The organism is Lentzea sp. NPDC058450, from assembly GCF_042721395.1.
GTDB lineage: Bacteria > Actinomycetota > Actinomycetes > Mycobacteriales > Pseudonocardiaceae > Lentzea.
On record NZ_JBHXLO010000001.1, the window covers coordinates 1 to 25676 of the forward strand.

General features: G+C 69.8%; 24 protein-coding genes. 13 read left to right on the forward strand and 11 right to left on the reverse strand.

From position 1 onward, the window contains the following. The first annotated feature begins 69 nt into the window (after nt 1-69). The gene (locus ACFWNN_RS00005; protein WP_382437568.1) at nt 70-348 is read left to right on the forward strand and encodes a DUF3040 domain-containing protein; all 279 of its coding nucleotides are present in this window, start codon (nt 70-72) and stop codon (nt 346-348) included. 10 nt (nt 349-358) lie between these two features. On the opposite strand, the gene ACFWNN_RS00010 is transcribed toward ACFWNN_RS00005, so the two are convergent. From ACFWNN_RS00010 to ACFWNN_RS00020, 3 genes are read right to left on the reverse strand one after another with little or no spacing between them, the layout of a single operon-like run. Next, a complete protein-coding gene (locus tag ACFWNN_RS00010; protein ID WP_382437569.1) occupies nt 359-838 on the reverse strand; it encodes a hypothetical protein in 480 nt (159 codons plus the stop codon). A gap of 28 nt (nt 839-866) precedes the next feature. Beyond that, nucleotides 867-1199 carry a hypothetical protein gene (locus ACFWNN_RS00015; RefSeq protein ID WP_382437570.1) on the reverse strand — a complete coding sequence of 111 codons (333 nt, stop codon included), beginning with the start codon at nt 1197-1199 and terminating at the stop codon, nt 867-869. Between the two features lie 13 nt (nt 1200-1212). Next, nucleotides 1213-2583 (reverse strand): short-chain fatty acyl-CoA regulator family protein, encoded by a 1371-nt coding sequence (locus ACFWNN_RS00020; protein WP_382437571.1) that lies wholly within the window; start codon nt 2581-2583, stop codon nt 1213-1215. Nucleotides 2584-2740: 157 nt separating this feature from the next. Between ACFWNN_RS00020 and aceA the strand changes: the two genes are divergently transcribed. Both aceA and aceB read left to right on the forward strand, forming a co-directional pair. Further along, nucleotides 2741-4003, forward strand: coding sequence for an isocitrate lyase (gene aceA / locus ACFWNN_RS00025; RefSeq protein ID WP_382437572.1), 1263 nt, complete (start codon nt 2741-2743; stop codon nt 4001-4003). After that, entirely contained in the window at nt 4003-5517 is a 1515-nt protein-coding gene (gene aceB / locus ACFWNN_RS00030) for a malate synthase A (protein ID WP_382437573.1), read from the forward strand. Before aceA ends, aceB begins: the two co-directional genes overlap by 1 nt. A 64-nt stretch (nt 5518-5581) precedes the next feature. Here aceB and ACFWNN_RS00035 read toward each other — a convergent pair whose 3' ends face one another. The 3 genes from ACFWNN_RS00035 to ACFWNN_RS00045 all read right to left on the reverse strand — a co-directional run bounded on the left by ACFWNN_RS00035 (nt 5582) and on the right by ACFWNN_RS00045 (nt 9801). Then, nucleotides 5582-8050: an AAA family ATPase gene (locus tag ACFWNN_RS00035; RefSeq protein WP_382437574.1), complete on the reverse strand. Its 2469-nt coding sequence runs from the start codon at nt 8048-8050 to the stop codon at nt 5582-5584. Beyond that, a complete protein-coding gene (locus ACFWNN_RS00040) occupies nt 8037-8321 on the reverse strand; it encodes a hypothetical protein (RefSeq protein WP_382437575.1) in 285 nt (94 codons plus the stop codon). Before ACFWNN_RS00040 ends, ACFWNN_RS00035 begins: the two co-directional genes overlap by 14 nt. Nucleotides 8322-8481: 160 nt before the next feature. Beyond that, the gene (locus ACFWNN_RS00045) at nt 8482-9801 is read right to left on the reverse strand and encodes a hypothetical protein (protein ID WP_382437576.1); all 1320 of its coding nucleotides are present in this window, start codon (nt 9799-9801) and stop codon (nt 8482-8484) included. Nucleotides 9802-9903: 102 nt separating this feature from the next. Between ACFWNN_RS00045 and ACFWNN_RS00050 the strand changes: the two genes are divergently transcribed. From ACFWNN_RS00050 to ACFWNN_RS00080, 7 genes are read left to right on the forward strand one after another with little or no spacing between them, the layout of a single operon-like run. Then, nucleotides 9904-10710: an SAM-dependent methyltransferase gene (locus tag ACFWNN_RS00050; RefSeq protein ID WP_382437577.1), complete on the forward strand. Its 807-nt coding sequence runs from the start codon at nt 9904-9906 to the stop codon at nt 10708-10710. 10 nt (nt 10711-10720) lie between these two features. After that, nucleotides 10721-11233 carry an AAA family ATPase gene (locus tag ACFWNN_RS00055; RefSeq protein ID WP_382438382.1) on the forward strand — a complete coding sequence of 171 codons (513 nt, stop codon included), beginning with the start codon at nt 10721-10723 and terminating at the stop codon, nt 11231-11233. 50 nt (nt 11234-11283) lie between these two features. Beyond that, the gene (locus tag ACFWNN_RS00060) at nt 11284-14091 is read left to right on the forward strand and encodes a CHAT domain-containing protein (RefSeq protein WP_382437578.1); all 2808 of its coding nucleotides are present in this window, start codon (nt 11284-11286) and stop codon (nt 14089-14091) included. A gap of 29 nt (nt 14092-14120) precedes the next feature. Then, complete coding sequence (locus tag ACFWNN_RS00065; RefSeq protein WP_382437579.1) at nt 14121-14525, forward strand: hypothetical protein; 405 nt, start codon at nt 14121-14123, stop codon at nt 14523-14525. Further along, on the forward strand, nt 14525-15352 hold the full coding sequence (locus ACFWNN_RS00070; RefSeq protein ID WP_382437580.1) for a hypothetical protein: 828 nt from the start codon (nt 14525-14527) through the stop codon (nt 15350-15352). Before ACFWNN_RS00065 ends, ACFWNN_RS00070 begins: the two co-directional genes overlap by 1 nt. A 14-nt stretch (nt 15353-15366) precedes the next feature. Beyond that, a complete protein-coding gene (locus tag ACFWNN_RS00075; protein WP_382437581.1) occupies nt 15367-15555 on the forward strand; it encodes a hypothetical protein in 189 nt (62 codons plus the stop codon). Next, nucleotides 15552-16019 (forward strand): DNA topology modulation protein FlaR, encoded by a 468-nt coding sequence (locus tag ACFWNN_RS00080; protein ID WP_382437582.1) that lies wholly within the window; start codon nt 15552-15554, stop codon nt 16017-16019. The genes ACFWNN_RS00075 and ACFWNN_RS00080 overlap by 4 nt, the downstream gene beginning before the upstream one ends. Here the strand turns inward: ACFWNN_RS00080 and ACFWNN_RS00085 are convergent. Genes ACFWNN_RS00085 through ACFWNN_RS00095 form a run of 3 tightly spaced genes read right to left on the reverse strand, consistent with a single transcriptional unit; the run spans nt 15976 to nt 16927 of the window. After that, nucleotides 15976-16275, reverse strand: coding sequence for a hypothetical protein (locus tag ACFWNN_RS00085; protein WP_382437583.1), 300 nt, complete (start codon nt 16273-16275; stop codon nt 15976-15978). The two genes, ACFWNN_RS00080 and ACFWNN_RS00085, sit on opposite strands and share 44 nt — an antisense overlap. Further along, complete coding sequence (locus tag ACFWNN_RS00090; protein ID WP_382437584.1) at nt 16275-16784, reverse strand: SigE family RNA polymerase sigma factor; 510 nt, start codon at nt 16782-16784, stop codon at nt 16275-16277. Before ACFWNN_RS00090 ends, ACFWNN_RS00085 begins: the two co-directional genes overlap by 1 nt. After that, a complete protein-coding gene (locus ACFWNN_RS00095) occupies nt 16781-16927 on the reverse strand; it encodes a hypothetical protein (RefSeq protein ID WP_382437585.1) in 147 nt (48 codons plus the stop codon). Before ACFWNN_RS00095 ends, ACFWNN_RS00090 begins: the two co-directional genes overlap by 4 nt. A 171-nt stretch (nt 16928-17098) precedes the next feature. Here ACFWNN_RS00095 and ACFWNN_RS00100 point away from each other — a divergent pair, with 171 nt between their 5' ends. Further along, nucleotides 17099-18958, forward strand: a complete 1860-nt coding sequence (locus ACFWNN_RS00100; protein ID WP_382437586.1) for a glycoside hydrolase family 76 protein — start codon at nt 17099-17101, stop codon at nt 18956-18958. On the opposite strand, the gene ACFWNN_RS00105 is transcribed toward ACFWNN_RS00100, so the two are convergent. Further along, nucleotides 18948-21656 (reverse strand): hypothetical protein, encoded by a 2709-nt coding sequence (locus ACFWNN_RS00105; protein WP_382437587.1) that lies wholly within the window; start codon nt 21654-21656, stop codon nt 18948-18950. The two genes, ACFWNN_RS00100 and ACFWNN_RS00105, sit on opposite strands and share 11 nt — an antisense overlap. A gap of 341 nt (nt 21657-21997) precedes the next feature. Next, on the reverse strand, nt 21998-22606 hold the full coding sequence (locus tag ACFWNN_RS00110; RefSeq protein WP_382437588.1) for a TetR/AcrR family transcriptional regulator: 609 nt from the start codon (nt 22604-22606) through the stop codon (nt 21998-22000). 131 nt (nt 22607-22737) lie between these two features. Between ACFWNN_RS00110 and ACFWNN_RS00115 the strand changes: the two genes are divergently transcribed. Together ACFWNN_RS00115 and ACFWNN_RS00120 are read left to right on the forward strand one after the other, a co-directional pair. Next, nucleotides 22738-24657, forward strand: coding sequence for an FAD-binding oxidoreductase (locus tag ACFWNN_RS00115; RefSeq protein ID WP_382437589.1), 1920 nt, complete (start codon nt 22738-22740; stop codon nt 24655-24657). A 118-nt stretch (nt 24658-24775) separates the two neighbouring features. Continuing rightward, entirely contained in the window at nt 24776-25558 is a 783-nt protein-coding gene (locus tag ACFWNN_RS00120) for a hypothetical protein (RefSeq protein ID WP_382437590.1), read from the forward strand. The last annotated feature ends 118 nt before the right edge of the window (nt 25559-25676 follow it).

Here is a 25676-nt window from a genome sequence, read left to right on the forward strand (position 1 = left end):
TTTGGGGGTCAGCACGGATTGGACGCCGCCGTCACCCGAGCCACGATGGGCGGGAACGGAGGCGTTTCCATGGCTTTGGCAGACCGTGAACGGCGTGAGCTCGAGGAGATCGAGCAGCACCTGCTCGACGAGGACCCCGAGCTCGCGGCCAAGCTGACCAGACCCTCGGTGATCACGTTCCTGTTCGGTGGCGCGCTGCGGGCACTCGGCGTGCTCGCCTCGTTCCTCGGTGGTCTGCTCGTCGTGATCGCGGGGGTGACCTGGTCCTCGACACCGGTGATCCTGGCGGGAGCCCTGGTGTGCGTCGGGGTGTTCGCGAAGCTCTTGGTGCGGGCCCGCCAGGGCTAGAGGATCGGCGTCAGTCGTCCGGTAGCGGCTCGGTCGAGCCCTCGGCCAGCGCCCGCCTCACCTTGCCCATGATGCCCTTGACCAGCTCACCGTAAGGGTCGTGGCCCAGCGCGTCGGACGTGGCCTGTGCATTCTCGAGGAACTCCCGGGCGCTGGTCGCGTCGCCGAGTCGCCGGTGGTCGTCGGCGAGACTCAGGTACAGCGACGGCATGAACCCCCGAACCTGCAACGACTGGTCGAACCGCTGGGCGCGCTCGTCGCTCACGCCCCGGACCGCGGCGAGGGCGCGTTCGTCCCACATCAGCTCATCGCGTTGGTCGGCCTGCAGATCCGCCAGGAAGTGCGCGATCACGCAGCGGTGGAAGTCGTCGCCCCCGCCGTGCTCGACCTCGGCCCACATCGACTCGAGCTCCTCGCGGGCGGCGTCTCGCTCACCCGCTTGCCCGCGCTGCACGGTCGCCGTGATCCTGGCCATCAGGTCGTCCGCCATCCCAGCCCGTCTCCTTCGCCGGCCGCGGTCACTTCGGCGTTGCGACGATCAGGTCCGCGATCGCCGAAGGTGGTGCGGCCACGCCGGGTCCGCCGGCGTCCACCCAGTCCGCCACGCCGTGCAGCGCCTCGTCGTCCAGGATCGAGCCTACCCACACGGGTTTCGCGCCCGCGGCCCGTGCGGACGGGCTGGGCTGCACGACCACCACGTTCGACACCTCGCACGCGTCCAGGCAGTCGGCGACCTTGACGGTGGCGAGGCGGGAGCGCAGCAGGTCCAGCTGGCGGTCGTGGTCGACGTCAGGGTGCTTGCGCTCGGTGCCGCAGCAGCAGCCGCGGCACACGGTGATCCGTGCGGTCATGATCTCTGTCTACTCACTCGCGCACGGGATAGGGCGTGAACGTGCTGTGGTTCTCATCGATCGACAACGTTCGGCCCACCTGGGGGAACGCTCGCTGCGCGCACCCCACGCGCGGGCAGGTCTTGCAGCCCGGGCCGATCGGGACGGCCGCCTCGTGGTCGTCGAGGTCGAGGCCCGCCGAGTAGACGAGGCGGGAGGCGTGGCGCAGTTCGCAACCGAGGCCCACCGCGTAGGTCTTGGTCGGCGTGCCGTAGCGGTGGGGACGGCGGGTCACGGTGCGGGCGATCCAGAAGTAGCCGCGGCCGTCCGGCATCACGGCGATCTGCCGCAGCACCCGGCCCGGCGCGCTGAAGGCCTCGTAGATGTTCCACAGTGGACACGTGCCGCCGGTGCGGGAGAAGTGGAAACCGGTGGCGGACTGGCGTTTCGACATGTTGCCGGCGCGGTCGATGCGGATCAGGGAGAACGGCACGCCGCGCGATCGGGGGCGTTGCAGGGTGGAGAGGCGGTGGCAGATGGTCTCGAAGCCCAGGCCGTAGTGGTCGGTGAGGCGTTCCACGTCGTAGCGGAAGCGTTCGGCGGTGGCGAGGAAGTCCTGGTACGGCAGGATGAACGCGGCCGCGAAGTAGTTCGCCAGGCCGATTCTGGTGAGGGTGCGGGACTGCGGGTTGCGGACCTCGGCGGCCAGTGAGGTGAGCAGGTCGCCGTGTTCGGCGTAGGCGAGCTGGACGGCCATGCGGAACGCCTGCTGGCCCGGTCGCAGGCCGGCGGAGAGGTGCAGCACGCGGGTGTCCGGGTCGTAGCGGTGGCGTTCGTCCTGCGTTTCCAGGTGGGCCACGCGGATTCCGTGTGCGGCAAGGCGTTCGGTCAGGACCTGACGCACCTCGCCGCGGCGCAGGCGGCATTCCAGGGCCAGGCTTTCGGCGGGTTCGTCCAGCACACCGATGTAGTTCTGGCGTTCGTAGAAGAAGTCGCGGGCGTCCTCGTGCGGCATCGTGACGGCCTGCGGGGAGTCGCGGTCGCCGGTGAGCAGGGCCAGTTGTTCGGAGGCCTCGCGGTAGCGGCGGTGCAGGGCGATGACGGCCCGTGCGGCAGCGGGGGAGGAGTCCGCCAGTTCGGTCGGCACGGCCACGCCCAGGTCGGAGAAGACCTCGCGGAGCTCGGCGACCAGGCGCGTGACGTCGTCGTGGGCGAAGAAGGTCGCGTCGACGCCGAACGCCTCGGTGATCTTGAGCAGCACCGGCACGGTGAGCGGGCGGGCGTTGTGCAGCAGCTGGTTGAGGTAGCTGGGCGAGATCTCCAGCAGGCGCGCGACCTCGACCTGGCTCAGCGCGCGGTCGGCGATGAGCTGCCGCAGCCGTGGTCCGGCAAAGGTCTTGTCCACGGCTGCGAACTATAGCGAACCCGGCGATTGGCAACGTTCGCAAAATCGTGGAGGAAACTTGGCAGATCTTGGCTGATTGCGGCCCTCGACCAGCATTCCAGCGCCGACCTACGGTCAACGGCAACCGATCGACGAGCTGTTGGCAAGGAGATGCGCGATGACCGAGGCGAACGAGCTGGCGCGGCAGTGGTCCACCGACCCGCGGTGGCAGGGCATCGAACGCACCTACAGCGCGGAGGACGTGCTGCGGCTGCGCGGCACGGTCGTCGAGGAGCACACGCTCGCCCGGCGCGGCGCCGAGAAGCTGTGGGAGCTGATCAACACCGAGGACTACGTCCACGCCCTCGGCGCGCTGACCGGCAACCAGGCCGTGCAGCAGATCAAGGCGGGGCTGAAGGCGATCTACCTGTCCGGCTGGCAGGTCGCGGCCGACGCGAACCTCTCCGGCCAGACCTACCCGGACCAGTCGCTCTACCCGGCCAACTCGGTGCCGCAGGTCGTCCGCCGCATCAACAACGCCCTGCTGCGCGCCGACCAGATCAGCCACTCCGAGGGCGACCACAGCGTCGACTGGCTCGCCCCGATCGTCGCCGACGCGGAGGCCGGTTTCGGCGGCAACCTCAACGCGTTCGAGCTGATGAAGGCCATGATCACGGCCGGGGCGGCGGGCGTGCACTGGGAGGACCAGCTCGCGTCCGAGAAGAAGTGCGGCCACCTCGGCGGCAAGGTGCTGATCCCGACCGAGCAGCACGTCCGGACGTTGAACGCGGCCAGGCTCGCCGCCGACATCGCGGGCGTGCCGTCCGTGATCGTCGCCCGCACCGACGCGCAGGCCGCCACACTGATCACCAGCGACGTCGACGAGCGCGACCGCCCGTACATCACGGGGGAGCGCACCGCCGAGGGCTTCTACCGCGTCACCAACGGCATCGACCCGTGCATCACCCGCGGCCTGGCCTACGCGCCGCACGCCGAGCTGCTGTGGATGGAGACCTCGAAGCCGGACCTGGAGGTCGCCCGCGCGTTCGCCGAGGCGATCAAGGCCGAGTACCCGGACCAGCTGCTCGCGTACAACTGCTCGCCCTCGTTCAACTGGCGCAAGCACCTCGACGACGCCACGATCGCGAAGTTCCAGCGCGAGCTCGGGCACATGGGCTACAAGTTCCAGTTCATCACGCTCGCCGGCTTCCACGCGCTGAACCACTCGATGTTCACGCTCGCCCAGGGCTACGCCGAGACCGGCATGACCGCGTACGTGGACCTGCAGGAGCGCGAGTTCGCGTCCGAAGTGGACGGCTACACCGCGACCCGGCACCAGCGCGAGGTCGGCACGGGCTACTTCGACCTGGTCAGCACCGCGATCAACCCGGCCAGCGGCACCACCGCGCTGAAGGGCTCGACCGAGGAGGAGCAGTTCTGATGCTCAGCCACCGCATCGAGGTCGTCGGCGCGCACGACCCGACGATCCTCACGCCCGAGGCGCTCGACCTGATCGCCCGCCTCGACCAGGCCTTCGCGGGCCGCCGTTCCGACCTGCTGGCCGCCCGCCGCCGGCGCCGCGACGAACGTCAGCCGCTCGGCTTCCTCGACGGCACGCGGCACATCCGCAACGCCGACTGGACCGTCGCGGGGTACGCGCCGGGCCTGGAGGACCGCCGGGTCGAGATCACCGGCCCTCCCACGCCCAAGATGACCGTCAACGCCCTCAACTCCGGCGCCAAGGTCTGGCTCGCGGACTTCGAGGACGCCACCTCCCCGACGTGGGAGAACGTCATCGGCGGCCAGCGGAACCTCCTCGACGCCGTCGAGGGCAGGCTCGACTTCACCGAGAACGGCAAGCGCTACGCCGTCGGCGACGACCCGGCGACGATCGTGGCCCGCCCGCGCGGCTGGCACCTGGTCGAGAAGCACGTGGTGGCCGACGGGCGGCCGGTCGCAGCCGCGTTCGTCGACTTCGCGCTGTTCCTGGTGCACGCGGGCCGCAGCCGCCCGTACTTCTACCTGCCGAAGCTGGAGAGCCACCTCGAAGCCCGGCTGTGGAACGACGTCTTCGTGCTGGCGCAGGAGATCCTCGGCATCCCGCGCGGCACGATCCGCGCCACCGTGCTGATCGAGACGATCACCGCGGCGTTCGAGATGGACGAGATCCTGTTCGAGCTGCGCGAACACTGCGCGGGCCTCAACGCGGGCCGCTGGGACTACCTGTTCAGCATCATCAAGACGTTCCACGACCAGTCGTTCCCGGACCGCGCGCGGCTCACCATGACCGTCCCGTTCATGCGCGCCTACACCGAACTGCTGGTGCGCACCTGCCACCGGCGCGGCGCGCACGCCATCGGTGGCATGGCGGCCGCGATCCCCAGCAAGGACGCGGCTCTGAACGCCGCCGCGTTCGAGAAGGTCAAGCAGGACAAGGAACGCGAGGCCGCCGACGGCTTCGACGGTTCCTGGGTCGCCCACCCGGCGCTGGTCCCCGTCTGCCGCGACGCGTTCGACGAGGTCCTGGGCGGCTGGCCGAACCAGCTGGGCCGGCTCCGCGAGGACGTGGAGGTCAGCGCCGCCGACCTGCTCGCGTTCGACACGGCGGGCGACGAGGTCACGGAACCGGGGCTGCGCAACAACATCGCGGTGGCCGTGCGCTACCTCGACGCGTGGCTCGGCGGCACCGGCGCGGTCGCGCTCTTCGGGCTGATGGAGGACGCCGCCACCGCCGAGATCTCCCGCTGCCAGGTGTGGCAGTGGCTGCGGCAGGGCCTGTTCACCCGCGAGCTGGTCGAGAAGATCCTGGAGGAGGAGCTGATCGGCCTCACCCACGGCGAGGCCGTGCGCGCGTTGTTCACCGACGCGGCGCTGGGCGAGGACCTGCCGGCGTTCCTCACGCCGCGCGCCTACGCCCAGCACCTCACTCGTCAGAAGGCCTGCCCACGGGTTTGAGCGGCGTGACCTGGATGGGAAGGGGATGTGGTGCCGTCGACCGAGAACCCGGTCAGCGGCACCACTACAAGTACGCCAACCAGGCTCGCAGGTCGAAGACAGCCACCCGGTGCCCCGTGGTGACGATGAGCTCGCCGGACGGACCCAGGGCGAGGCCGCGCACGTAGGAGTCGAAGTAGAACTTCTGACGGGGCGTGGGGTTAGGTGGGACGAAGACGCGGAGCACACCGTCGATACCTGCTGTGAGAAGCACAAGGCCGTGTTCGCCGCTGTGAAGAAGAAGGGCGCTCGTGTCGTTGAGGGTGGCATCAGTGGCGAAGACGGGCCAGCACTCCGGCAGGGAGAAGATGGTGGTCTCGTAAGGGCCCGCGACCACCGCCAACGATGTGTCGACGAGGTTCACCGGGTCGTAGTCGTCGCTGCTTCGGATCCGGTCGCTGAGAGCCCGTCCGGACGCGACTGCCCGCAGTTGCAGGCTCCCCCAGCGCCGATAAGCGGCGACGAGCTCTCCGTCGACCTGACTGCAGGACAGGGAGAACGTGACCTGTTCGAGGTCCTGCGAATCCACCAAATCGGCCCCGGATCCGTCGGAGATGTCCCAGACGCGGTAGCTGCAGTCGCCTTTGGACGACCTCTGACGAGACGGATTGTCGCTGCCGATCGTGAGCAGGAAGGTGCGCCCCTTTTCGGCTCCGACGCTGAGGCTCGCGGTGTATCCCTCATGCGCCAGGAACTCCTGCCTTATTTCCAGGTTCCCGTCCAGGACCACGACACGATTGCGATCGATGACTGTGGCCACGAGGTCCGGCGGCAGCATGGCGATCCTGCCGGCGCCGCCGCGGACTTTGCGCCGGACCGCGATCTCTCCCGTCACCAGGTCGCGGAGCACGAGTTCGTCAGCTCCACCCGTGACGATGTGGGGGCGGCCTTCGTGCATCACCCAAGCCGCACCCGTGGTGGAGTCGGACGTGGCGTTGCGGCCTGCCCAGCGCAGCGCGTGGGAGAGCGTGTGCGGAGGTACGTCGGCGAGCAGTTCTTGGGCGATGTCCTCCCTGCCTGTGGTCACGGCTTCCAGATGGAGCACGACCCGACGTTCGGTTAGCCCTTCCGGCAAGGTCCACAGCTCAGGCCCGCAGATTGCAGCGGCGTTCTTGGAGATTTCGGACGGAGTCCGGCTGAGCGCGCGCTGAAGCGAGTAGGTGCTCGCGTGCAGAAGACACGTGAGGTCCTGCAGGAACTCGTCGCACCGGCCCACGGCGAGCGCGTGCACCAGCAGGTGATTCCGCGTGTAGGCGCTGGCCCCGAGCCAGCCGTCGGCGACTTCTGCGGCGAAGGCCGTGACGATCGCGTTGTGGGCTTTCGCGGGATAGATGTGGTGTTCGCCCCGCGTTCGCAGGTATTCCCGGAACGAGCGGTGCCCGATGCGGAAGGGTCCCTCGGGCAGGTCGCCGTGCAGGTGTGCGTAGCAATCGACAAGGACGTCATCGACGACGTCGTCGACCGTTGGCTGTTGGGGAAGCATGGCGCCCACAACCGCGATGAGCTGCACTCGGGTCAGACCATCTCCTTGGGCCTCGGCGATCGCGCCGAGTACCGGGCGGTAAGCCTCCCGCCACGGCGCCGGTCTTCGGCCGATGTGGCGCTTGAGGAATGCCCGGTAGAGCTCCGCCAGTCCGACGGGGAGGTCCCAGGTTGTCACGGTGCCGGAGGAGAGGAATTCGGCGACGGCGTGGACCGCGTAGAGGAAGCTGCCGTGGCTGCTGGCCGCGATGTGCGATGCCTGCTGTGCGTTCCCACCGAGCGACAGTCGTGCGTATTTCTCGATGTCGTTCTCACCCCGAGGCTGGTCAGCGGTGAGGTCGAACCGGCACGGGTTCAGGTCGCGGAGGTGGTCCGCTGCCTGACCGGGGCGGGTGGTGACCACCAGGCGCAGACGCGGTGCCGGGATGAGGCTCTCGTCACTGAGCAGGTGGGCGAGGTGGTAGCCCGGATTGCCCTCGACGGCCTCGTCCAGCCCGTCGATCAGGATCACGACGTCGCTGAGCTTGCCCTGCTGTTCCAGGTCTTGGAAGGGGCGGCGGATCGCACGGTTCCACGCCTCGCGCGGGTCGGGTTCCTCCAGCGTGAGGTGCTTGAACAGGTAGATCTTGGCGCCGGAATCGGCCTTGCCGATGTTCTGGCTGAACGTGATGGGGGCGGTGGCATGGCCAGCGCGCACCAGCGCCTCTGCGTAGTCAGGAATTCTCTTCGCGAGTTGGTCGGCCAGTTCTGCGATCACCTGGACCGGGCTGATGCTCTCCACGTCGTGGTGGCTGCACCAGTGTGCGGCGTGCAGGGCGAGCCGGGAGCAGCCCGCGGGTGCGTTGATCTTGCCGTGTGCAATGGCGTTCAGGCGCTCAGCGAAGGCGGACTTTCCAGCACCGGGACTTCCCGTGATCACCAGGCAGGGCGAGTCGCTGGTGGCCCACTCGTGCACACGGTGGAAAGCCCACTCGCGGCCTACGAACTCCTGCTGTGCCTCAAGCGGTGACATTGCCGTCGTAGCCGATGATCTCGGAGCCTGATCCAGCTCGTTTGACGTCCTGGTGGATGTCGACCGAGCCCGAGGTGGGGCCGCCTCGGTAACCGATCATCTTGCCGTTCACGTGGTCAGCGCTCTGGCGTACTTTCACACCGCTGTCGGCAGCTTGCGGGGAGCGGGCGCGCCATGCTTCCAGGGCCGCGAAGCAGACGACCAGGACCGTCGTTCCGACGATGATCGCTGGGGCAGGGCGGCCGGTCGCCAGGTTCACGCCGACGGCCACGAGCGAGCCGGTGATGGCCGACGTTGCCGCGAGCGCGGAATGCGATCGTCTCATGGCTCTAGAGACGTGCTGGAGGCGGCTGGAGTGCCTTGGCGGGCGGAAGATCACTCGTGTGGGCGACGCGTGCCCCGTGCGCATCGGCGGACGGGGCACGCGCTCGTCACGGGCAGGCAGTGAACAGCCTGCGCGTACCAGGGCCGGTGTAGGCGGCGCGGTCGGAGAACCGGCAGCCGAAGGTGTCCGCCGAGGGCGAGCCGATCGCGTCACCTGCCGGTTTCCTGCCCCGGTCGGTCCACGCCACGAGGTCGTCCCAGGCCGTGCCCGCCTCCGCCGGCGAGAACTCGCAGTGGTCGACCGTGCGGATCGCCCGTTGCACCAGCCACTTCGACTGGCCGTTGCGGGCCACGTCGTCGCGGTAGGCCTGTTCCATCGAGAACGGCACGAAGAGGTCGCCCAGGCCGTGCAGCGAGACCACCGGGACACCCGGCCTGCCGGTGATCTTCGGGATCTCGGTCAGCGACGGCGTGAGGCGGGAGCGCCAGTCGCGCGGTGCGACCCGCTGGACGGTGCGGTTGAGTTCGGCCGGCTGATAGCGGGTGAAGAGGTTGGTGGCCAGGCGGGACGGGTCGAACGCGAGCGGCGCGGCGTCGTTGGCCGGACTGGCCAGGCCGAACAGGAAGTCCTTCCAGTACGCGAACGCGGGGGTGGCGCCGGGGCGCGGGCCACCGCTGCGGTCGATGACCGAAGCGCGGAACTGGGCGCCCTGGGGTGTCACGGTGTCCGGGCCGCCGGGGACGAGGGTCGTCGTGCCGAGCTTCTGCTGCATGGCCGGGACCACGGCGGTGAGGTAGTCGGCGGGAATCGGGTAGGCGCGAGTCCTGGTGAGCGCCTGCGCGGTGAGCTGGTAGTCGAGGAAGAAGTCGAACAGCTCGTGGTCGCCGAGCACGCCGCACATGGGCAGCGCACCGTCGTAGAAGCCGGGGAACTGCTCCAGCGACCGGCCGATGACGTGGCCGCCCATCGACACGCCCGCGATGAGCACCTGCTTCGGCTTGGCGACGAGCTTGCCGAAGTGCTTGGCGAGGTCGTGCGTGGCGAGCACACCGGCGCGCACGTCGTAGCCGTTGCCGTAGTAGGAGGACGCGGCCCACGCGTAGCCCTGGCTGAGCACACGTGTGCGCAGGCCGTACGCGGGTGGGTCGACGGTGAGCACGGTGCCGGTGCCGCGGTAGCCGTGTGCCCACATGGCGAGCTTGCCGTTCCACTTGGCGGGCACCTCCACGATGTACGCGGAGTGCTCGTGGATGCCCTGGAGCACCCTGGTCGGCTGCCCGTTCACCACTTCGGGGGTGAGCGGCGGGTTGTTGACCGTGTAACCGGGCAACGGCTGGTCACCGGGCACGCCCCGGTCGGCCAGCGCGGGCGGCGCTCCGGCGAAGAGCACCAGTCCCAGCAACGACACCACGACTCGTGTGCGCATGTCGTCCATTGGACTCCTGCACACGTGTCGGCTCTACGGCCGATCGGAGCGGATCCGTGGGGTAGCGTGCCCGTCACGGCTTCGATCTTCTGGGGGAGCGGCATGACGGACGGCACTGCGGAGACCGGCGGCGTGGACCTGAGCCGGCCGAGCGCGGCACGGGTGTACGACTACTACCTGGGCGGCGCGCACAACTTCGCGGTGGACCGCGAGATGGCCGAACGAGCGATCGGCCTCTGGCCGGACCTGCCACAGATCATGCAGGCCAACCGCGCGTTCCTGCGCCGGGCGGTCGGCTACTGCGTCGACAACGGCATCCGCCAGTTCCTCGACCTGGGCTCCGGCATCCCGACCGTGGGCAACGTGCACGAGGTGGCCCAGTCGCTGGCCCCCGACGCGCGCGTCGTCTACGTGGACAACGACCCGGTGGCCGCCGCGTACAGCGAGAACATCCTGCGCGGCAACGACCTGGCCGCCGTGGTCCAGGCCGACCTGCGCCGCCCCGACGAGGTGCTGAACAGCCCCGGCGTGCGCGCGTTGCTGAACTTCGACGAGCCCGTCGCCGTGATGATGGTCGCGGTGCTGCACTTCGTCCCGGACGAGGACGACCCGGCCGCGATCATCGCGAAGTACCGCGAGGTGATGGCGTCCGGCAGCTACCTGGTCCTGTCGCACGCGAGCCAGGACGGCCAGCCGGGCCAGGCGGACTCGCACCAGGACCTGTACCGCCGCACCGCCACGCCGATGACCATGCGCACCAAGGACCAGGTGACGGCCCTGTTCGACGGCTTCGACATCGTCGAGCCGGGCGTCGTGTACTTCCCGGAGTGGCGTCCGGTCGCGCCGGAGGACGTCGACGGCAACCCGGAGCGCTTCACGGGCCGCGCGGCGGTCGGCCGCAAGGACTGATCGCTTGTCCGTGCTGCTGCTGACGGGCCCACCCGGCGCGGGCAAGACCACGGTCGCCGGGCTGTTGGCCGCTGATGCGGCGCGGCCGACCGTGCACCTGGTGACCGACGAGTTCTACCGCGCGATCCGCACTGGTTTCGTGCTGCCGTTCCTGCCTGAGGCGCAACGGCAGAACGAGGTGGTGATCGACGTGATCGCGGGCGCGGTGGCTACTTATGCGCGTGGCGGTTACGACGTGGTGGTGGACGGCATTCTCGGTCCGTGGTTCCTTGCTCCGTTCCGTGCGCTGGATCTTCCGGTCACGTACGTCGTGCTGCGTCCTTCGTTGGAGACGACCGTTGCGCGCGGTACTGCTCGTGGTGGTGCCGAGTTGACGGACGTCGAGGCGATCACGGGCATGCACAAGGCGTTCGCCGATCTGGGCGAGTTGGAGCGTTGTGTGCTCGACAGCGGCGGCCTCACCAGCGCGGAGACCGCCGCACTGGTCGAGCGGGTGGTCGCGGCGGGCACGCATCTGCTCTGACGAACGCGTTTCGCGGACTCGCGGTTTCATGATCTGCCAAGCTGGGCCGCATGGGGAACAGGGCGCGCTTCGCCGCGATCGCCGCCGTCGTCCTCGCCCTGGTGGCGTGGGGAGCGTGGGTCGGCTGGCGGCGCTACACCCTCGCGTACCTGCCGCCGGACAGCGTCTTCGGCAACACCGGCTACGTCTACGACCCCGGGACCGGGCGCAGTCAGCGGGTGCTGGCACCGGGGCCGATCACGATCTTCACGTTCCCCGCGCTGATGCTGGTGCTCGCCGCGTTCACGATCTCCATGGTCCGGGGACACCTGCGCGACATCGGGATCGGCTGGCGCGCGCTGCGGGACCGGCCGCTCGGCCTGGGCCTCGCCACCGCCCTCATGTTCCTGATGGTGCCGTGCTGCGTGTTCGTCCCGTACTGGATCCACACGGCCGGTGCGGACATCTCGCTCTCCCGGTACCTGGAGATCGGGTTCTTCACCGACATCCCGGTGACGGTGACGATCGGCGGGGCGATGCTCGTCGCCGGGGTGTTCCTCGTGGTGGCGGCACCGTGGTTGTTCGACCTGTTCCCGCGCCTGCTCCGGTTGATGGCCGTGCGGCGGATGATCAACGCGGGCAGGGCGGCCGAACCCGGTGTGCAGGCCGAGGTGGCCCGGCTCGAACGCGAGTTCGTCCAGTACCCCTACCGCAGCCAGCTCACCATGACCGTGCTCGCGCGCACCCAGCTCGCGAAGCTGGACGACGGCGAACCGCTCGACGACGCGATGCTGCGCACCATGGCGACGCTGCCGGGCCTGGAGGAACGGTCCTGGAGCCACGTGCTGTCCCCGATGCTCGACGACGTCGACGCGCGCTACCAGTTCGCTGAAACGCTGGTGACGGCCCACGTTCGGACGGACGCGGGGGCACACCTCGACGTCGCGATCCGGCTCCTCGAAGGACTGCACAGGCGGCCGCACTTCACCGTCCGCAAGGCTCAGCGCGCCAAGATCGCGTTGACGCTCGCGCACGCCCTGGTCCTGCGCGACACGCCCGCCGACACCGCCCGCGCGCAAGTGTTGATGGAGAAGGCCGCGCAGGCGACCCCGGACGAGGCCCGACTGATGCGCGCGATCCTGCTGATGCCGACCGACCTGGACGAGGCGATCACGCTGCTGCGCGAGATCGGCGAGCCGGAGGAGATGCGGCTCGCCGGCGCGCTCGTCGTCCGCTACGAACGCGACCAGGACCCGGCGGACCTGCACGAGGTCGTCGGGCTCACCGGACGGTGGCTCGCCGAGCCCGGCGAGGACCGGTCGGACGTCCTCGACCACCGCCTCAACGCCCTGGGGCACCTGGGCGACTTCGAGTCACCGGACCTGCTCGACGCGCTCGAACGGGTGGACGCGCTGCCCGCCCCGCCGTGGCAGCTCGTCCACTTCGCGACGGCGATGCGGGGCATCCGCGCGTTGGAGAGCGGCGACTCGGACGGCGCGCTGGCGCACTTCGAGCAGGTGCTGCGGATCGTGGTCCGGGCGGCGTCGCTCGGCCTGAGCCGGGCGGACCGGCAGGCCGTGCTGAACCAGTCACGGCTCGCGCCCGCCACCGTCGCCACCCTCGCGCTCACCGCCGGCCGCGTCGAACGGGCCGTCGAACTGCTGGAGCTCAGCCGGACCGTCATCTGGGCTCAGGTGCGGGAGCTGCGGACCACGACCGGCGACGAGCCGCGCATCGCCGAGATCAGCGCGGCCCTGCAACAGCCCGGACACGACGCCGGAGCGGACGACGACCTGCTCGCCGGGCACCGGCAGGCCGTGACCAGAGCGGAGCTGGCCCGCGAGTGGGACGAGCTGGCGCAGCGGCGGGCGTTCGGGCACGAGATCCGGTTCGCCGACCTGCGCGAGGCGGCCGCGGACGGCCCCGTCGTGCTGGTCAACGCCAGCGCCGAGCGGTGCGACGCGATCATCGTGTTGGCGGACGGCGCTCCCGTGCACGTGCCGCTGCCGGACCTCACCGAGGACGACGCGCGGGCGTGGGCCGAAGGGTTGCTCGACGCCCCGACCCGGCGGATGAACGCCCGCGTCATCGCGCCCCGGCTGTGGGACGCCGTCGCCGCGCCCGTGCTGGACGCCGTCGAGCCGCACCTGGGGCAGGACCGGCGGATCTGGTGGTGCCCGACCGGCGCGCTGACACCGGTGCCGTTGCACGTGGCGGGCCGCGACGAGGACTCCGTGCTGGACCGCGTCGTCTCGTCGTACACGCCGAGCCTGTGGTCGCTGCTGGACGCGCGCCGCGCTCACCGGCCCGTCGCGGAGCCGTCGATGCTGATCACGTCTTTGGAGGAGACGCCGCCGGGTACTTCGTGGGCGCCTCTGCCGCACGCCGACGAGGAGGCCTCGTTGCTCGCCGCACGGGTGGCCGGTGCCGTTCGGCTCGCGGAGGGCACGGCCACCGTCGCCGCCGTCAAGGCCGCGTTGCCCGGCAGCACGTGGGCGCACTTCGCGTGCCACGGCGACATGAACGGCCTCGTGCTGCACGACGGAAGCCTCGGCCTGGACGAGCTCGCCGGGATGGAGACGGGCGCGAACGAGGTGGCGTTCCTGTCCGCGTGCGTCACGGCCGTCCCGGACTCGGCGAACCTCGACGAGGCGCTGCACCCGGCCGCCGCCCTGCACCTGCACGGGTTCTCGCACGTCGTCGGCACGTTGTGGCACATGCGCAGCGAGGACGGCCCGGTCGTCGCCGACGAGTTCTACACGCACCTGCTCGCCGGAAGTTCGCCCGCGCTGGCGTTGCACGCGGCCCAACGCGCGCTGCGTTCCCGTGCCCCGCAGGACCCCGCACGCTGGGCCCCGTTCGTGCACATCGGACCTTGATACGGTGATCCACCGAGGGGAGTGGGGAGATGCCGTCGTTCTTCCGCCGTGGCAGGCAGGAACCCGAACCGCCGCCGCGCCCGGCCGAGGCCGCGCTGGCCGTCGCGTGGTTCTGCGACCGGCTTCCGGCGTTGCGCGCGCGAGCCGACCGGCTGGGCTGGCGGCGTGAGCTGGAGGCCGAGGTCGAGGCCGTCAAGGACGGACGACCCGCCCGCGAGGCCATGCACAACCTGATGCTCGACGACTTCGGCACCGACCGCGGTGACGGCGCGGCAGGCCTGCAGGCGCTGTGGGACCCGGCGCCCATCGGCCAGCGGTTCGCGTGCCCGCGCCACGCCTGCCCCGACAGGGGCCGCGGCGCCGACGCGTCCGAGCCGTGGTGCCACCTCGACGACCGCCCGATGACGCCGTCCACCCACCGGCTGGACCCGTAGTGGACAAACTGCTGTCCGGGCTGGGCACCAAGCTGGCCGAGCGCTGGATCAACCTGCTCGCGTTGCCGGGCGTGCTGTTCACCGTCGTGCTGGCGTTCGCGTGGTGGGTGCAGCCGGTGGGCGCGCTCGACGTGACCGCGATCGTCCGCCGCCTCGGCGAGCTCGCGGTGCCGAAGCAGAACGGGCAGCTGGCGTTGCTCGCGGCGGGTGGTGCCGTGGTCGCGACCGCGTGCGCCGGCCTCGCCGCCGAGCTGAGCAGGTTCGTCGCGCGGATGTGGACCGGCAACGGCCGGGTGGCGTCGTTCGTGTTGCGTCCGTTGCTGCGCCGCCGGGTTCGGCGGGCTCGTGCCGCCGCGCCCGCCGGGTACGACGTGCCGGAGAGGTACCTGCCCGCCCGCGCCACCAGGGTCGGGGACGCGCTTCGGCTGGCAGAGCAACGGGTCGCCGCGCAGTACGGGGTGGCGTTGATCCGGGTGTGGCCCCGGCTGTGGCATCTGTCCAGTTCGGACGAACGCGCGATGACGCAGCTGGCGTGGGACCGTTACACGGCAGCGTCTCTACGTGCGTCGTGGGCTTTTGGCTACCTGCTGGTCGGCGTGTTGTGGTGGCCTTCCGTCGTGGTGGCCCTGGTGTTGTACGTCAGCGCGGTGGCGTCGGCTCGTCGTGCGGCGGAGGACCTGCGCACGGCGATCGAGGCGTTGGTCGACGTGAAGCTGGTGGTGCTGGCCGGGGCCGTCGGGGTTCCCCTGGCGCACGGCAGGTTCACGGCGAAGGACGGGGCGGCGCTGGAAGCGGTGCTCGACAAGGGCACCTATCTGATGAAGTGATTCCGGGGGAACGAATGTCCGACGCTGCGGCGCACTACGCCGCGCTGCTCGCTGAGGAGGTGCTGCCCTCGCAGGCCTTCTGCCTCCAGCGGTCCGGCGAATCGGTGCTGCGCGAGGGTGCGGAGTCGGCGGCGGAACGCGCGTGCGTCGCGACCGGCGTGGAGGACCGGGCCGTGTCACCGCGGCGGCAGGCGGCGCGATGAAGCGCGTCGTGATCCTCGGCCGGGGAGGGGCGGGCAAGTCGACTCTGGCCAGGGCGCTGGGTGCGGCGACCGGCCTGCCCGTGGTCGAGCTGGACAAGCACTTCTGGGGCCCGAACCTGGAGGCGACGCCGCTCGAGCTGTGGGAGGTCGTCCAGGGCGAACTGGCCGCCGCCGACGAGTGGGTCATGGACGGCGACCTCGGCCCGTACGACGCGCTCGACGTCCGCCTGCGCCGCGCGGACACGGTGATCCTGCTCGACTACTCGTTCCCGCGCTGCGCCTGGCAGGCCCTGCTGCGCTCGCGCGAGAACCTCGACTTCTGGCGCTGGGTCTGGTCGTGGCGCCGCCGGCACCGGCCAGGCCTGCTGAAGGCCGTCTCCGCCGCGGACGTCACCGTGCACGTGTTCAAGGGTCCGCGGGCTACGGCGCGGTTCGTGAAGGAGGCAAGTCCGTTGGGGTGGTGAGCACCCCGGTGGTCGTCTCGGCCGGCCTCGACGGCGCACCCGGCTCGGGTGTGGTCGGAGGTCCGGGCAGCAGCGCCAGGGCCAGTGCGGCGACGGCGGCCGTGGCGACCGCGGTGCCCACCACGGCGGCGGTGCGCCGGCGGGACCGCACCGCCCGGCCGCGCCGGATCACACCCGCGGCGCCGTGGGGGTCCGGCGGCACCGCTTCCCCTTGCAGGGTGCGGAAAGTGGCGCGCAGCGTGTCCTCGTGCTCCATCACACCTCCAGCCGTGAGTGCCCGAACCCCGGACCGAGCCGGTGCCGCAACGTCTGCAACCCCTTGCTGCTCTGCGACTTCACGGTGCCCGTCGAACAGCCGAGCGCGGCGGCGACGTCGTCGATGCTCATGTCGTTCCAGTAGCGCAACACCAGCACAGCGCGTTGGCGCGCGGGCATCTTCGCCAGCGCGTCCCACACCACCAGCCCGTCCTCCGCGTCCGGCGCGGTGAACAGGCTCTCCGGCGGCGCGTCGGTGAGCTTCTCCCGGCGCCACCGCACCTTGCGGCGTTCGGCGAGGAACGTCCGCACCACGATCTGCTGGAGATATCCCTCGATCCCGCTGTGGTCGGCGAGCTTCGGCCCCACCAGGTACAGCTTCAGGAACGCCGCCTGCACCACGTCCTCGGCCTCGTGCCAATTACCGCACAACAGGAACGCCGTGAAGCGCATCGGCTCCTGGCGCCGGTCGTAGAGCAGCGCGAACTCCGCCTCCCAGCCCGGCGTCATCGGGTCTTCATGTCGTCGGTCCTGATCACGGTCGGCCGCTGCTCGGGAGGCCGGTCGACGTCCACGAGGGTGAGCGCGGCGAGAGCGAGAGCCGCGACGGCCAGCACGAAGACGGTCACCGCGATCACCAGTCCTGTGCGCACTGCCCGAACCCCGAACGTCAGTGGCACCTCCGGCGGATGCCCTCACCCCTATGAATGCGGCCGGACGACGACGGGGTTGCCCTGACTTTTCTGGCGGTTGACCGGGCGGTGCCGGATCCAAGACCATGAGAGCGTTCTCACGGATCGTCCGCGACGTCGGGGGTGGTCGGTTTGCTGCATCTGTTGGTGACCCTGCTGATGGTTCTGGCGCCGGCCGCGCCACCCGGCACCGCGACAGCCGCACCTCCCAGCCCAGCCGGATTGCCCTCCGCCCCGGCCGCACCGCCCTCCACAGCCCCTCTCGTCGCTGCTGCGGCCGTGTGCCTGCTCTCGTGCGACACCCTCGACCCCTCGCGGGCCCAGCAGGAGACGTTCCCGGTGCCCGAACGCCTGATCAACGGCCGCCGTCTCGTCCTGCACGCCTCCGACCGCGACGGCATGGCCTGGGCGAGCATCGACAACGGTGTCACCGGCGACTCCGTCTGGCTCGACCGCTCCTGGGACGGCGGCGCCACCTGGGAAGGCCTCCTCGGCAGGGCGAGCATCCCCGGCACGTGGACCGGCACCAGAACCCTCATGTACAACGTCACCGACCCCGGCCACCACCGGCGCGGCCTGCTCCGGGCGTGCGGCGACGCCAGGGCCGTGACCTGCACCGACTGGATCTATCCGACGGTGTGCGACGTGCTCTGCGACCGCACCAGCCCCACGCAGGCCCTCAACCCCGTGCAGCCGGTGCCGCCCACGACGTTGTACGGCCGCACGATCCGCCTGCAGACCGACGCGAACGGCATGGCGTGGGCGAGCATCGAGGCGGGCGGCGCCGGGGACGAGGTGTGGCTCGACCGCTCCTGGGACGCGGGCGTCAGCTGGCCGGGAGGCTCGTCCCTGGGCCGCACCGCCACCCCGGCAGGCGCGACCACGACCCGGACCAGCATGTTCGCCACCCGCGACCCGCGCGGCCGGCACTACGGCGGAGCCGTGCGGGCGTGCGGCAGGGAAGCGGCCCATCAGGAAGGCAGCTGCACGGCCTGGGCACGACCTACGCCGAGCCGTGCGCGCGCTGCGGCTGACGCGCTGCTCTACGACTATGAGCCGTCCACGGCGTGGTGGCAGTCGAGTTGGTGGAACTCGGCCACGACGCTCACGGCCGTGATGGACTCGGGGATCCGCGACTACGACTGGGTGATCGCGCGGACGTTCGACGTGAACCGGGTGCCGTTCGCGGCCGGGCAGCGCAGCACGGACCCGATCGAGGGCGACTTCATCAGCCGGTCGATCGACGACAGCGCGTGGTGGGGTCTGGCGTGGGTGGCGGCGTACGACTACACGCAGGACCGGCGTTACCTGACCATGGCCACCACCATCGCGACCTACGTGCACCAGTACTGGGACACACGGACGTGCGGCGGCGGTGTGTGGTGGGACAGGGAACGCACCTACAAGAACGCCGTCACGAACGGCCAGTACGTGAGGCTGACGGCGTCGATCAGCCGCCGTACGCCCGGCGACACCGTGTGGCTGCAACGCGCGCGCACGGCCGCCGACTGGTACCTGGCCAGCGGGATGATCAACGCGAGCGGGCTGGTCAACGACGGGATCACGCAGGACTGCCGCAACAACGGCCAGACGGTGTGGACCTACAACCAGGGGCTCGGCATCGGCGGGCTCACCGAGATCTACCGCGCGACCGGCGACGCCAAGTACCTCACGGCCGCGAAACGGCTCGCCGACTCCGCGATCACGGGCCTCACCCGCAACGGCGTGCTCACCGAGTCGTGCGACCCCAACGCGAACTGCGACGACAACCAGAAGCAGTTCAAGGGAATCTTCATGCGCTACCTCAACGACCTCTACAAAGCGACGAACGCGGTGGTCTACCAGCAGTTCGCGCGCCAGCAGTCCGACGCCGTGTGGGCGTCGGACCGCGACGCGCTGAACCGCATCGGCCAGCGCTGGTCCGGGGGCACCCCGAACCAGCGGGACTGGCGCACTCAGGCGAGCGGGCTCAACGCCGTGCTCACGGGGTGATCCGGTAGGCGTCGATCATGCCGACCGACGTGCTGCGGTTGACGACGCGGATGGTGTGCTGGGCTCTGGTGAGGCCGGACTTCTGCCACACCACCTGCTGCACCTGCCGGGTGCCTGTCGCCCGGAGGTCCACTGTGGCCTGGAAGACGTTGTCCAGATAGACGTCGACCGTGCCCATGTCGCCGTTGCGTTCGGAGATGTACTCGATCGCCGTGCCGGTGAACGTGTACGTGGCCGCGGCGTTGACGGTGGTCGAGTGGTGCGTGTCGTCGTTGTAGTCGCCGTAACCGCGGTTCGTGGTCAGGTGCCAGTTGTTGTCGTAACTGCCCTCGGTGTTGTTGATCAGACCACCGCCCGAAGCGTTGAGCCCGAGCGTGGACGCGGTGCCGCTCAACGACTTCGCGACCTGGTTCTGGCTGCCGGTGAGCCGGGTGGTCGCGTACGAGGTGAGCGGCTTGGCCGTCCGCTCGACGACGTACGTGCCGCCCGTGGCCGTGGCGAACTGGAACTCGGCCGCCGACGTCGTCAGCAACACAGCGTTGTCCGACGTGCGCCGGACCCGGACCTGCTGCGTGCCCCACGGGTTCACGACCTGGGCCGTCGCACCCCACTGGCTGCGCAGACCGACGTACTTGGTCTCGTTCGCCTCCCGCTCGCTGCTGACGAGGAACCCGCTCTTCGCCAGCAGCGTGAACTTGCCGACGAACGACGAACTGGTCGGAGCCGCCGGGAACACCCGGATCTTGTCGTTGTACGACTGCAGCAACGCCTCGTTCATCGCCGACAGGTGCACGCCGTGGTACTCGAAGACGCCGTTCGTGTTGTTGGTGAACCCGTTGGGGTAGTTCTGGTACTGCTGCAACATCCGTTTCATGCCGCTGAACGTCTGGTCGCCGAGCCCGAGCCGCGCGGCCTGCACGGCGTCGTTCGCCCACACGTTGCCGTACGGGAAAGGCCTGGTGTTCCACGTGTTCAGCGCGGTCTGGTAGTCGGGGAAGCCGATGCCCGTGACGTTGTACGGCCAGATGAGCTCCGCCGCCACGTTCTCGCCGTTGCGGGTCTGCGACAACGGCGGCTGGTGTGCCAGGTACGCACCGTTCTGCTGCGGGTAGGGCACGAGGTTGTTCAGGATCTGCTGCCACTCCGACCGCAGGTTCGCGTCGAGCCCGAGCTGCTGCGACACCTGCAACGCGATCGGGAACAGGCTGCGCACGGCCGCCAGGTCGGTGATCGCGTTGCGCACGTTCCAATACGTCTCGTGCGCGTGCGAGTTGGCCATGTAGTACTGGCCGTTGGCATCGACCGACAGCGTGCGCGAGTAGAACTTCGCCACCTCGCGGATGTACGGGTACGCCACGTTGCGCAGGTAGTTGGCGTCGTTGGTGTACCGGTACTGCAGGTACATGTTGAACGCGGCCTCGTAGCCCGTCGACAGCACGTTCTTGGTGAAGTCGCTGTTGACCGTGCCGCGCGCGTTGCCGTCCCACCCCATCGTTTCGGGCACCCACAACGCGTCTATGCCGTACCGCGTCTGCGTGTACGCCTTCAACGCGCTGTAGTTGCGGCTGTAGAGGTTGTTGAACGTGTTCATCAGGTCGACGTGGTTCGACGCGAGGAACGAGTTGTAGACGTCGCGCTGGTTCCAGTACCAGTACGCGTTGCTCCACTTCGTGCTGTCCCCGGTCGCGCGGAACACGCCGTTGATGAAGTGGAACGGGTAGTTGCCGTACCCGCCGGCCGCGATCAGGTACGTCGACAGGTAGTACACGTTCTCCAGGTAGTCGGCCTCACCGTTCAGGCCGCCGTACTGGACGAACGACTTCTGCCAGAAGCTGTGCCACCAGTTCCGGTAGTTGTTGTACGTCGTGGTGTAGCCGGTGGCCTTCACGGCGTTGAGCGCCGTCCGGGCCTGGTTGATCGAGTTGTTGCTCGGGGCGTTCAGCCGCGTGGAGACCGTGAACCACACGGTGTAGCTCGACGACGGGGTGATCGACAACCTGACGCGACTGTTGTTGATCACGGACGCGGTGTAGCTCGCGCCCTCCACGGTCGCCGCGAGCGTGTACCCGAAGCGTTGCGCGTCGGTCTGCCCGCGGCTGATCCCGGCGCCGGTCGAGTCGGCGTAGCTGCTGACGGTGCGCCAGGTGTTCATGTCCGGCACGTCACCGCTGTTGCCGAGGTTCGCGACGTCCCACAACGACAGCTCCAGCGTCACGGCGCTGACGCCGCTGCGGCCGTCCTCGACGTGGATGCCCATCACCTCGGAGTTGGGCTGCCCCATGATGGTGACGGTGCGGTTGTTGTCGTACTTCGTGGTCAGCGTGCCGTCGTAGAGCGACAGCCGTTGCTGGTAGGTGCTGTAGCTCGCGTCCATCGCGGGGGTGGTGGCGAGGTTGACGATGCCGGCGCCGAACGCGGTCTGCTGCGAGGCGTCCACGTTGGACACCTGCATGTTCAGGCCGCCGGACTGCCACACCATGGCGCCGGTGCGGCCGTTGCCGACGGTCAGCCCGTAGTTCGGGTTCGAGTTGGGGCGGTTGTAGACGACGTCGTGCTTGGACAGGTAACCGGCGTGGTCGACGTCCAGGCGGCCCGCGGAGTTCGAGAACGCGGCGTCGCCGGGAGCGGCGGTGGCGGGAGAGATGGTGAGTGAGGCGCCTACGAGCACGGCGGTGGGCAAGAGACGGGACAACCTCATCTAGCACCTTCCGAAGCAGGATGAAGGTGAACGGGTCCCCAGTGAACATCCGATGTCTCGCGGCCGTCAAGGCGCGGATCGCCCATCTTGTACCGGGATTTTCCGGAACAGGTCCGACCAATGCAGGGCTGCCGCTGCTCGGCCGGTCTGCCTGCCGCCTCGTTGCCCTCGTGCCCGGCGCGGCCTGACGCGGGCGCCGTCGGGCGGTATTTCCGGACACCGCCGACAGTGATTCGCTAATTCGATCTGGGGCACTGTCACTCGCCGAACGAATGCGAAGAGCAATTTGCGCCACGAATGATGACGTCGGCCCCTGCTGGCGGTTCCGAGGTGTACTCGCGTCACCCGCCGAGGTAGCGGGTCACCATGTCGACGAGCTCGTTCTCGATGGTCTCGACGTCGCGCTTCAGTGCCGCCAGCCGGTGCGTGTTCAGCTCGACCGTGAACACGACGAGCTCGACCGCGGTGTCCAGGTCGCGCACGTGCACGTCGGGGTGGCGGGCGAACACGTCGCGCACCTGGGCGACGCGTTGCGCGCCGTGCCGGGTGATCGTGTCGCGCAGGGCGTCGGAGACCTGACCCTCCTCGATCATGATCCGCAGCAGCCGCGGGTCGTCGCGGTGGTTGTCGATCGCGTCGCGCACGAGGGCCCGCACCACGGACTCCAGGCTGCCCGGCGAGAAGTCGAGCCGGTCGGCGTCGGTCCAGGTGCCGCGGTCGATGTGCCGGACCATCAGCTCGGCCAGGATCGCGTCCTTGTTCGGGAAGTACTGGTACAGCGATCCGATCGACACGCGTGCGCGCTCGGCGATGCGGTTCGTGGTGCCGGCGGCGTAGCCGTGCTCGGAGAAAACGTGAGCAGCCGCGGTCAGGATGCGGTCCCGGGTGAGCTCCGCGCGGACCTGGCTGGGCTTGCGACGTGGCCCTACGTCGCGGCTGTTCGTCGGCATGGTCGGCCCTTCGAAAGCGAGTATCCAGGAACTGAGCAAAAGCTCATAATAGTGCTATGAGCTGGGAAAACAATGTCCTTACGACCGCTGATGCCGTGGCGGAGGTGGTCGGGCGCCCACCTGCGGTGATCATGAAGAAGCAACTCGGGGCGTTGGACGACGGGTGCGTGACGGTGCTCGCGCGCAGCCCGGTCGCGGGGTTCGGCTACCTGGGGGCGGACGGCGTGCACCGGACCACGTACGTGGGCGGGACGCCGGGGTTCGCAAAGGTGCATTCGCCGACGCGGATCTCCTTCGCGCGGTGCGAGGAGGCGGACGGGCCCGCGTCGATGGTGTTCCTGTTGCCCGGGGTGGGGGAGACCCTGCGCGTCAACGGGACCGTGCGGCGAGGCCGGTTCGACATCGAGCAGGTGTACGTGCACTGCGCGCAGGCCGTGTTGCGGTCGGGGTTGTGGCAACCGCCGGCCCGGCCGCAGGGGTCGCCCGGCGGTGCGCTCGTGGCTGACGGTCCGCTGGGATCGCCCGGCATCGCGGACTTCCTCGCCTCCTCACCGTTTCTGGTGCTGTCCACTTGGGACGGTGACGGCGGCGGCGACACCAGTCCCCGCGGCGACCAGGGAGCGGTCGCGCGGATCGTCGACGGCCGCACGCTGCTGATCGCGGACCGGCGCGGCAACAAGCGCGCCGACACGTTGCACAACCTGTTGCAGGACGACCGGATCTCGTTCGCCGCGCTCGTGCCCGGCCGCACGGGGGTGCTGCACGGGCGGGGGCGTGCGGTGATCACCGTCGATCCCGTGCTGCTGGAACCGCTGGCGCTGCGGGGAATGCCGCCGCACGCCGCGTTGCTCGTCGACGTCGAGGCCGCCGAGCTGAGCGCGAACGACGCGGTGACGCGAGCCCGGCTGTGGACCGCCGCGACGCCGGACGACGTGCCCGACCTGATGGCGCTGGCGAGCCTGCACCTGGCCGCCAACTCGCGGAACAAGCTGCTGGTGCGACTCGCGAAACTCATGCCCGCGCGGTTGATGAGGGTCGCGATGAACTTCGCCTACCGCTCCGGCCTGCGCAAGGAGGGCTTCGACGTCGCGGACGTCCAGCCGCGCGCCGCCGAGGTGGACCCGTTGCGCGAGGTGCGGGTGGTCGAGGTGCGGGAGGAGACGCCGAGCGCCGTGACGCTGGTGCTGGAGGGCGACCGGCCGTTCGACTTCCGGCCCGGCCAGTTCTTCACGCTCGTCACGGAGATCGACGGCGTGCGGGTGCGCAGGCCGTACTCGGCGTCATCGGCGCCGGGGACGGCGAGGCTGGAGGTGACGGTCAAGCAGGTCGAGGGAGGCCTGTTCTCCCACCACGTCCGCTCGCTCGCGCCCGGCGACCGGCTGTTCGTGCGCGGCCCGTCCGGCGACTTCCACGCCGAACCCGGCCACGAGGTGGCGTTGATCGCCGCCGGCAGCGGTGTCACGCCGATGATGAGCATCATCCGCACCCTGCTCGCGCAGCCCGGCGGACGGATCTCCCTGCTGTACAGCACCAGGACCGAAGAGGACACGATCTTCGCCGCCGACCTCGCCCGGCTCGGCGCCGAGCACCCCGAGAGGCTCGCCGTCACGCACGTGCTGACGTCCCGCGACGGACGGCTCGACGCCCCCGCCGTCCAGAACTGGGCGGCCAACCTGGGGCCGGGCGCGAAGTTTTACCTCTGCGGTCCCCAGGCGCTGATGGACGTCGCGGTGAAGGCCCTCGACCTGCCGGACGGCCGCCTGCACGTCGAGAGCTACGCCAACGCCGTGACCGCGGCAGGGTCTCCCACGCCGCAACGGATGCGCGTCGAGTCCGGCGGGCGGACCGTCGGCGAGGCGATCGTGGAGCCGGGGCAGACGTTGCTCGACGCCGGGCTCGCCGCCGGACTGCCGATGCCGTACTCGTGCACGGTGGGCAGCTGCCACGAGTGCGTCGCGAAGCTCCTGAGCGGCACGGTGTCGAGGCAGGACGACGGCCAGGTGCTCACCTGCACGAGCGCGCCGCTGACCGACGTCGCACTGGAACTCTGAGGTCGATTCGAAAAATTGATGCCCACTATTTTGTCAAGTATTTCGGAGGTGAATTCCGTTAACGGTGGAGTGCGCGCGGGCGAAATAGCTGAAAATGCCCCGAGTGAGGAGCCGGACCATGGCCGAGGCGATCACCGACGCGCACGTTTCCGCTGTTCTCCGTGTTTTCGTGCGCGGCTGCGGGCCGATCGTCCAGAAACTGCGGGAAGGCGACCGCGACGACCGCGGGGTGGACTGGTGGATGAATCACGTCGGCCGGCTGACCGCCGCGGTGGCGGCGCTGCCCAGGGTCATGGGCCCGGCCGGGGACAAGCTGCCGCTGGCCGACCTGCTCGGCTCCGCGGGACAGGGGTTGCTGCTGTGCGCCATCGCGGCCGAGCACGACGTCGACGACCTGGGGACGAAGGTGCGGCTGCTCGCGTCCGTGCTGCTCCACCGGGACATCGACCCGGCGATCGCCGCCGGTGGTGACGCCGGGACGGACGAGGAGACCGCCGGACGGTGGGCACTCGCCGAGGAAGTCGGGACGAAACCTCTCGGGTGGACGCCCGCCGAGGCGGGCGAGAAGGTCCCCGCGGGGCTCGCGCCCGTCGACGAGAAGCCGGCCGGGCGGTGGGCTCTCGCCCGCAAGGACTGGAAGGGCGTGGCGAAGCGGGCGATCACCGAGCTGCCTGCCGCCGGCGGTGGCAGGGCCGTGGCGACCGCGTACCTGCTCCGGCAGCAGGGCCACCTCCTCGCCGCCGTCACCGAGGAGCTCGGCCACCGTCCGCAGGGTGGCGCGATCCACCAGGCGTTGGGCAGACTGCCCGTCGTCGGGGTGCCGATCGGCTACCTCGGCGAGCGGGCGGCGCTGAAGCAGTGCGCCGACGACGCGGCGAAGTGGCTCGCCACCACAGGCTGAAACGGGCCCTCCGGTCAAGGGAAAAGATGGCCGATGTGCGCCACCCCGTTCGTCTTGTCCACGTCAGCGGCGTCTCATTAGCGTGGGTTCTCGTAAGGCCGAACTTCCTGCCGGCACA

What these genes read in the sequence shown, in the direction of transcription:
- ACFWNN_RS00035 (WP_382437574.1), bottom strand. Translation starts at nt 8,050, where the DNA reads ATGTCACCGCTTGAGGCACAGCAGGAGTTCGTAGGCCGCGAGTGGGCT.
- ACFWNN_RS00080 (WP_382437582.1), top strand. Translation starts at nt 15,552, where the DNA reads ATGAAGCGCGTCGTGATCCTCGGCCGGGGAGGGGCGGGCAAGTCGACT.
- ACFWNN_RS00065 (WP_382437579.1), top strand. Translation starts at nt 14,121, where the DNA reads ATGCCGTCGTTCTTCCGCCGTGGCAGGCAGGAACCCGAACCGCCGCCG.
- ACFWNN_RS00010 (WP_382437569.1), bottom strand. Translation starts at nt 838, where the DNA reads ATGGCGGACGACCTGATGGCCAGGATCACGGCGACCGTGCAGCGCGGG.
- ACFWNN_RS00050 (WP_382437577.1), top strand. Translation starts at nt 9,904, where the DNA reads ATGACGGACGGCACTGCGGAGACCGGCGGCGTGGACCTGAGCCGGCCG.
- ACFWNN_RS00105 (WP_382437587.1), bottom strand. Translation starts at nt 21,656, where the DNA reads ATGAGGTTGTCCCGTCTCTTGCCCACCGCCGTGCTCGTAGGCGCCTCA.
- aceB (WP_382437573.1), top strand. Translation starts at nt 4,003, where the DNA reads ATGCTCAGCCACCGCATCGAGGTCGTCGGCGCGCACGACCCGACGATC.
- ACFWNN_RS00090 (WP_382437584.1), bottom strand. Translation starts at nt 16,784, where the DNA reads ATGACGCCGGGCTGGGAGGCGGAGTTCGCGCTGCTCTACGACCGGCGC.
- ACFWNN_RS00015 (WP_382437570.1), bottom strand. Translation starts at nt 1,199, where the DNA reads ATGACCGCACGGATCACCGTGTGCCGCGGCTGCTGCTGCGGCACCGAG.
- ACFWNN_RS00110 (WP_382437588.1), bottom strand. Translation starts at nt 22,606, where the DNA reads ATGCCGACGAACAGCCGCGACGTAGGGCCACGTCGCAAGCCCAGCCAG.
- ACFWNN_RS00060 (WP_382437578.1), top strand. Translation starts at nt 11,284, where the DNA reads ATGGGGAACAGGGCGCGCTTCGCCGCGATCGCCGCCGTCGTCCTCGCC.
- ACFWNN_RS00045 (WP_382437576.1), bottom strand. Translation starts at nt 9,801, where the DNA reads ATGCGCACACGAGTCGTGGTGTCGTTGCTGGGACTGGTGCTCTTCGCC.
- ACFWNN_RS00115 (WP_382437589.1), top strand. Translation starts at nt 22,738, where the DNA reads ATGAAGAAGCAACTCGGGGCGTTGGACGACGGGTGCGTGACGGTGCTC.
- ACFWNN_RS00005 (WP_382437568.1), top strand. Translation starts at nt 70, where the DNA reads ATGGCTTTGGCAGACCGTGAACGGCGTGAGCTCGAGGAGATCGAGCAG.
- aceA (WP_382437572.1), top strand. Translation starts at nt 2,741, where the DNA reads ATGACCGAGGCGAACGAGCTGGCGCGGCAGTGGTCCACCGACCCGCGG.
- ACFWNN_RS00085 (WP_382437583.1), bottom strand. Translation starts at nt 16,275, where the DNA reads ATGGAGCACGAGGACACGCTGCGCGCCACTTTCCGCACCCTGCAAGGG.
- ACFWNN_RS00075 (WP_382437581.1), top strand. Translation starts at nt 15,367, where the DNA reads ATGTCCGACGCTGCGGCGCACTACGCCGCGCTGCTCGCTGAGGAGGTG.
- ACFWNN_RS00120 (WP_382437590.1), top strand. Translation starts at nt 24,776, where the DNA reads ATGGCCGAGGCGATCACCGACGCGCACGTTTCCGCTGTTCTCCGTGTT.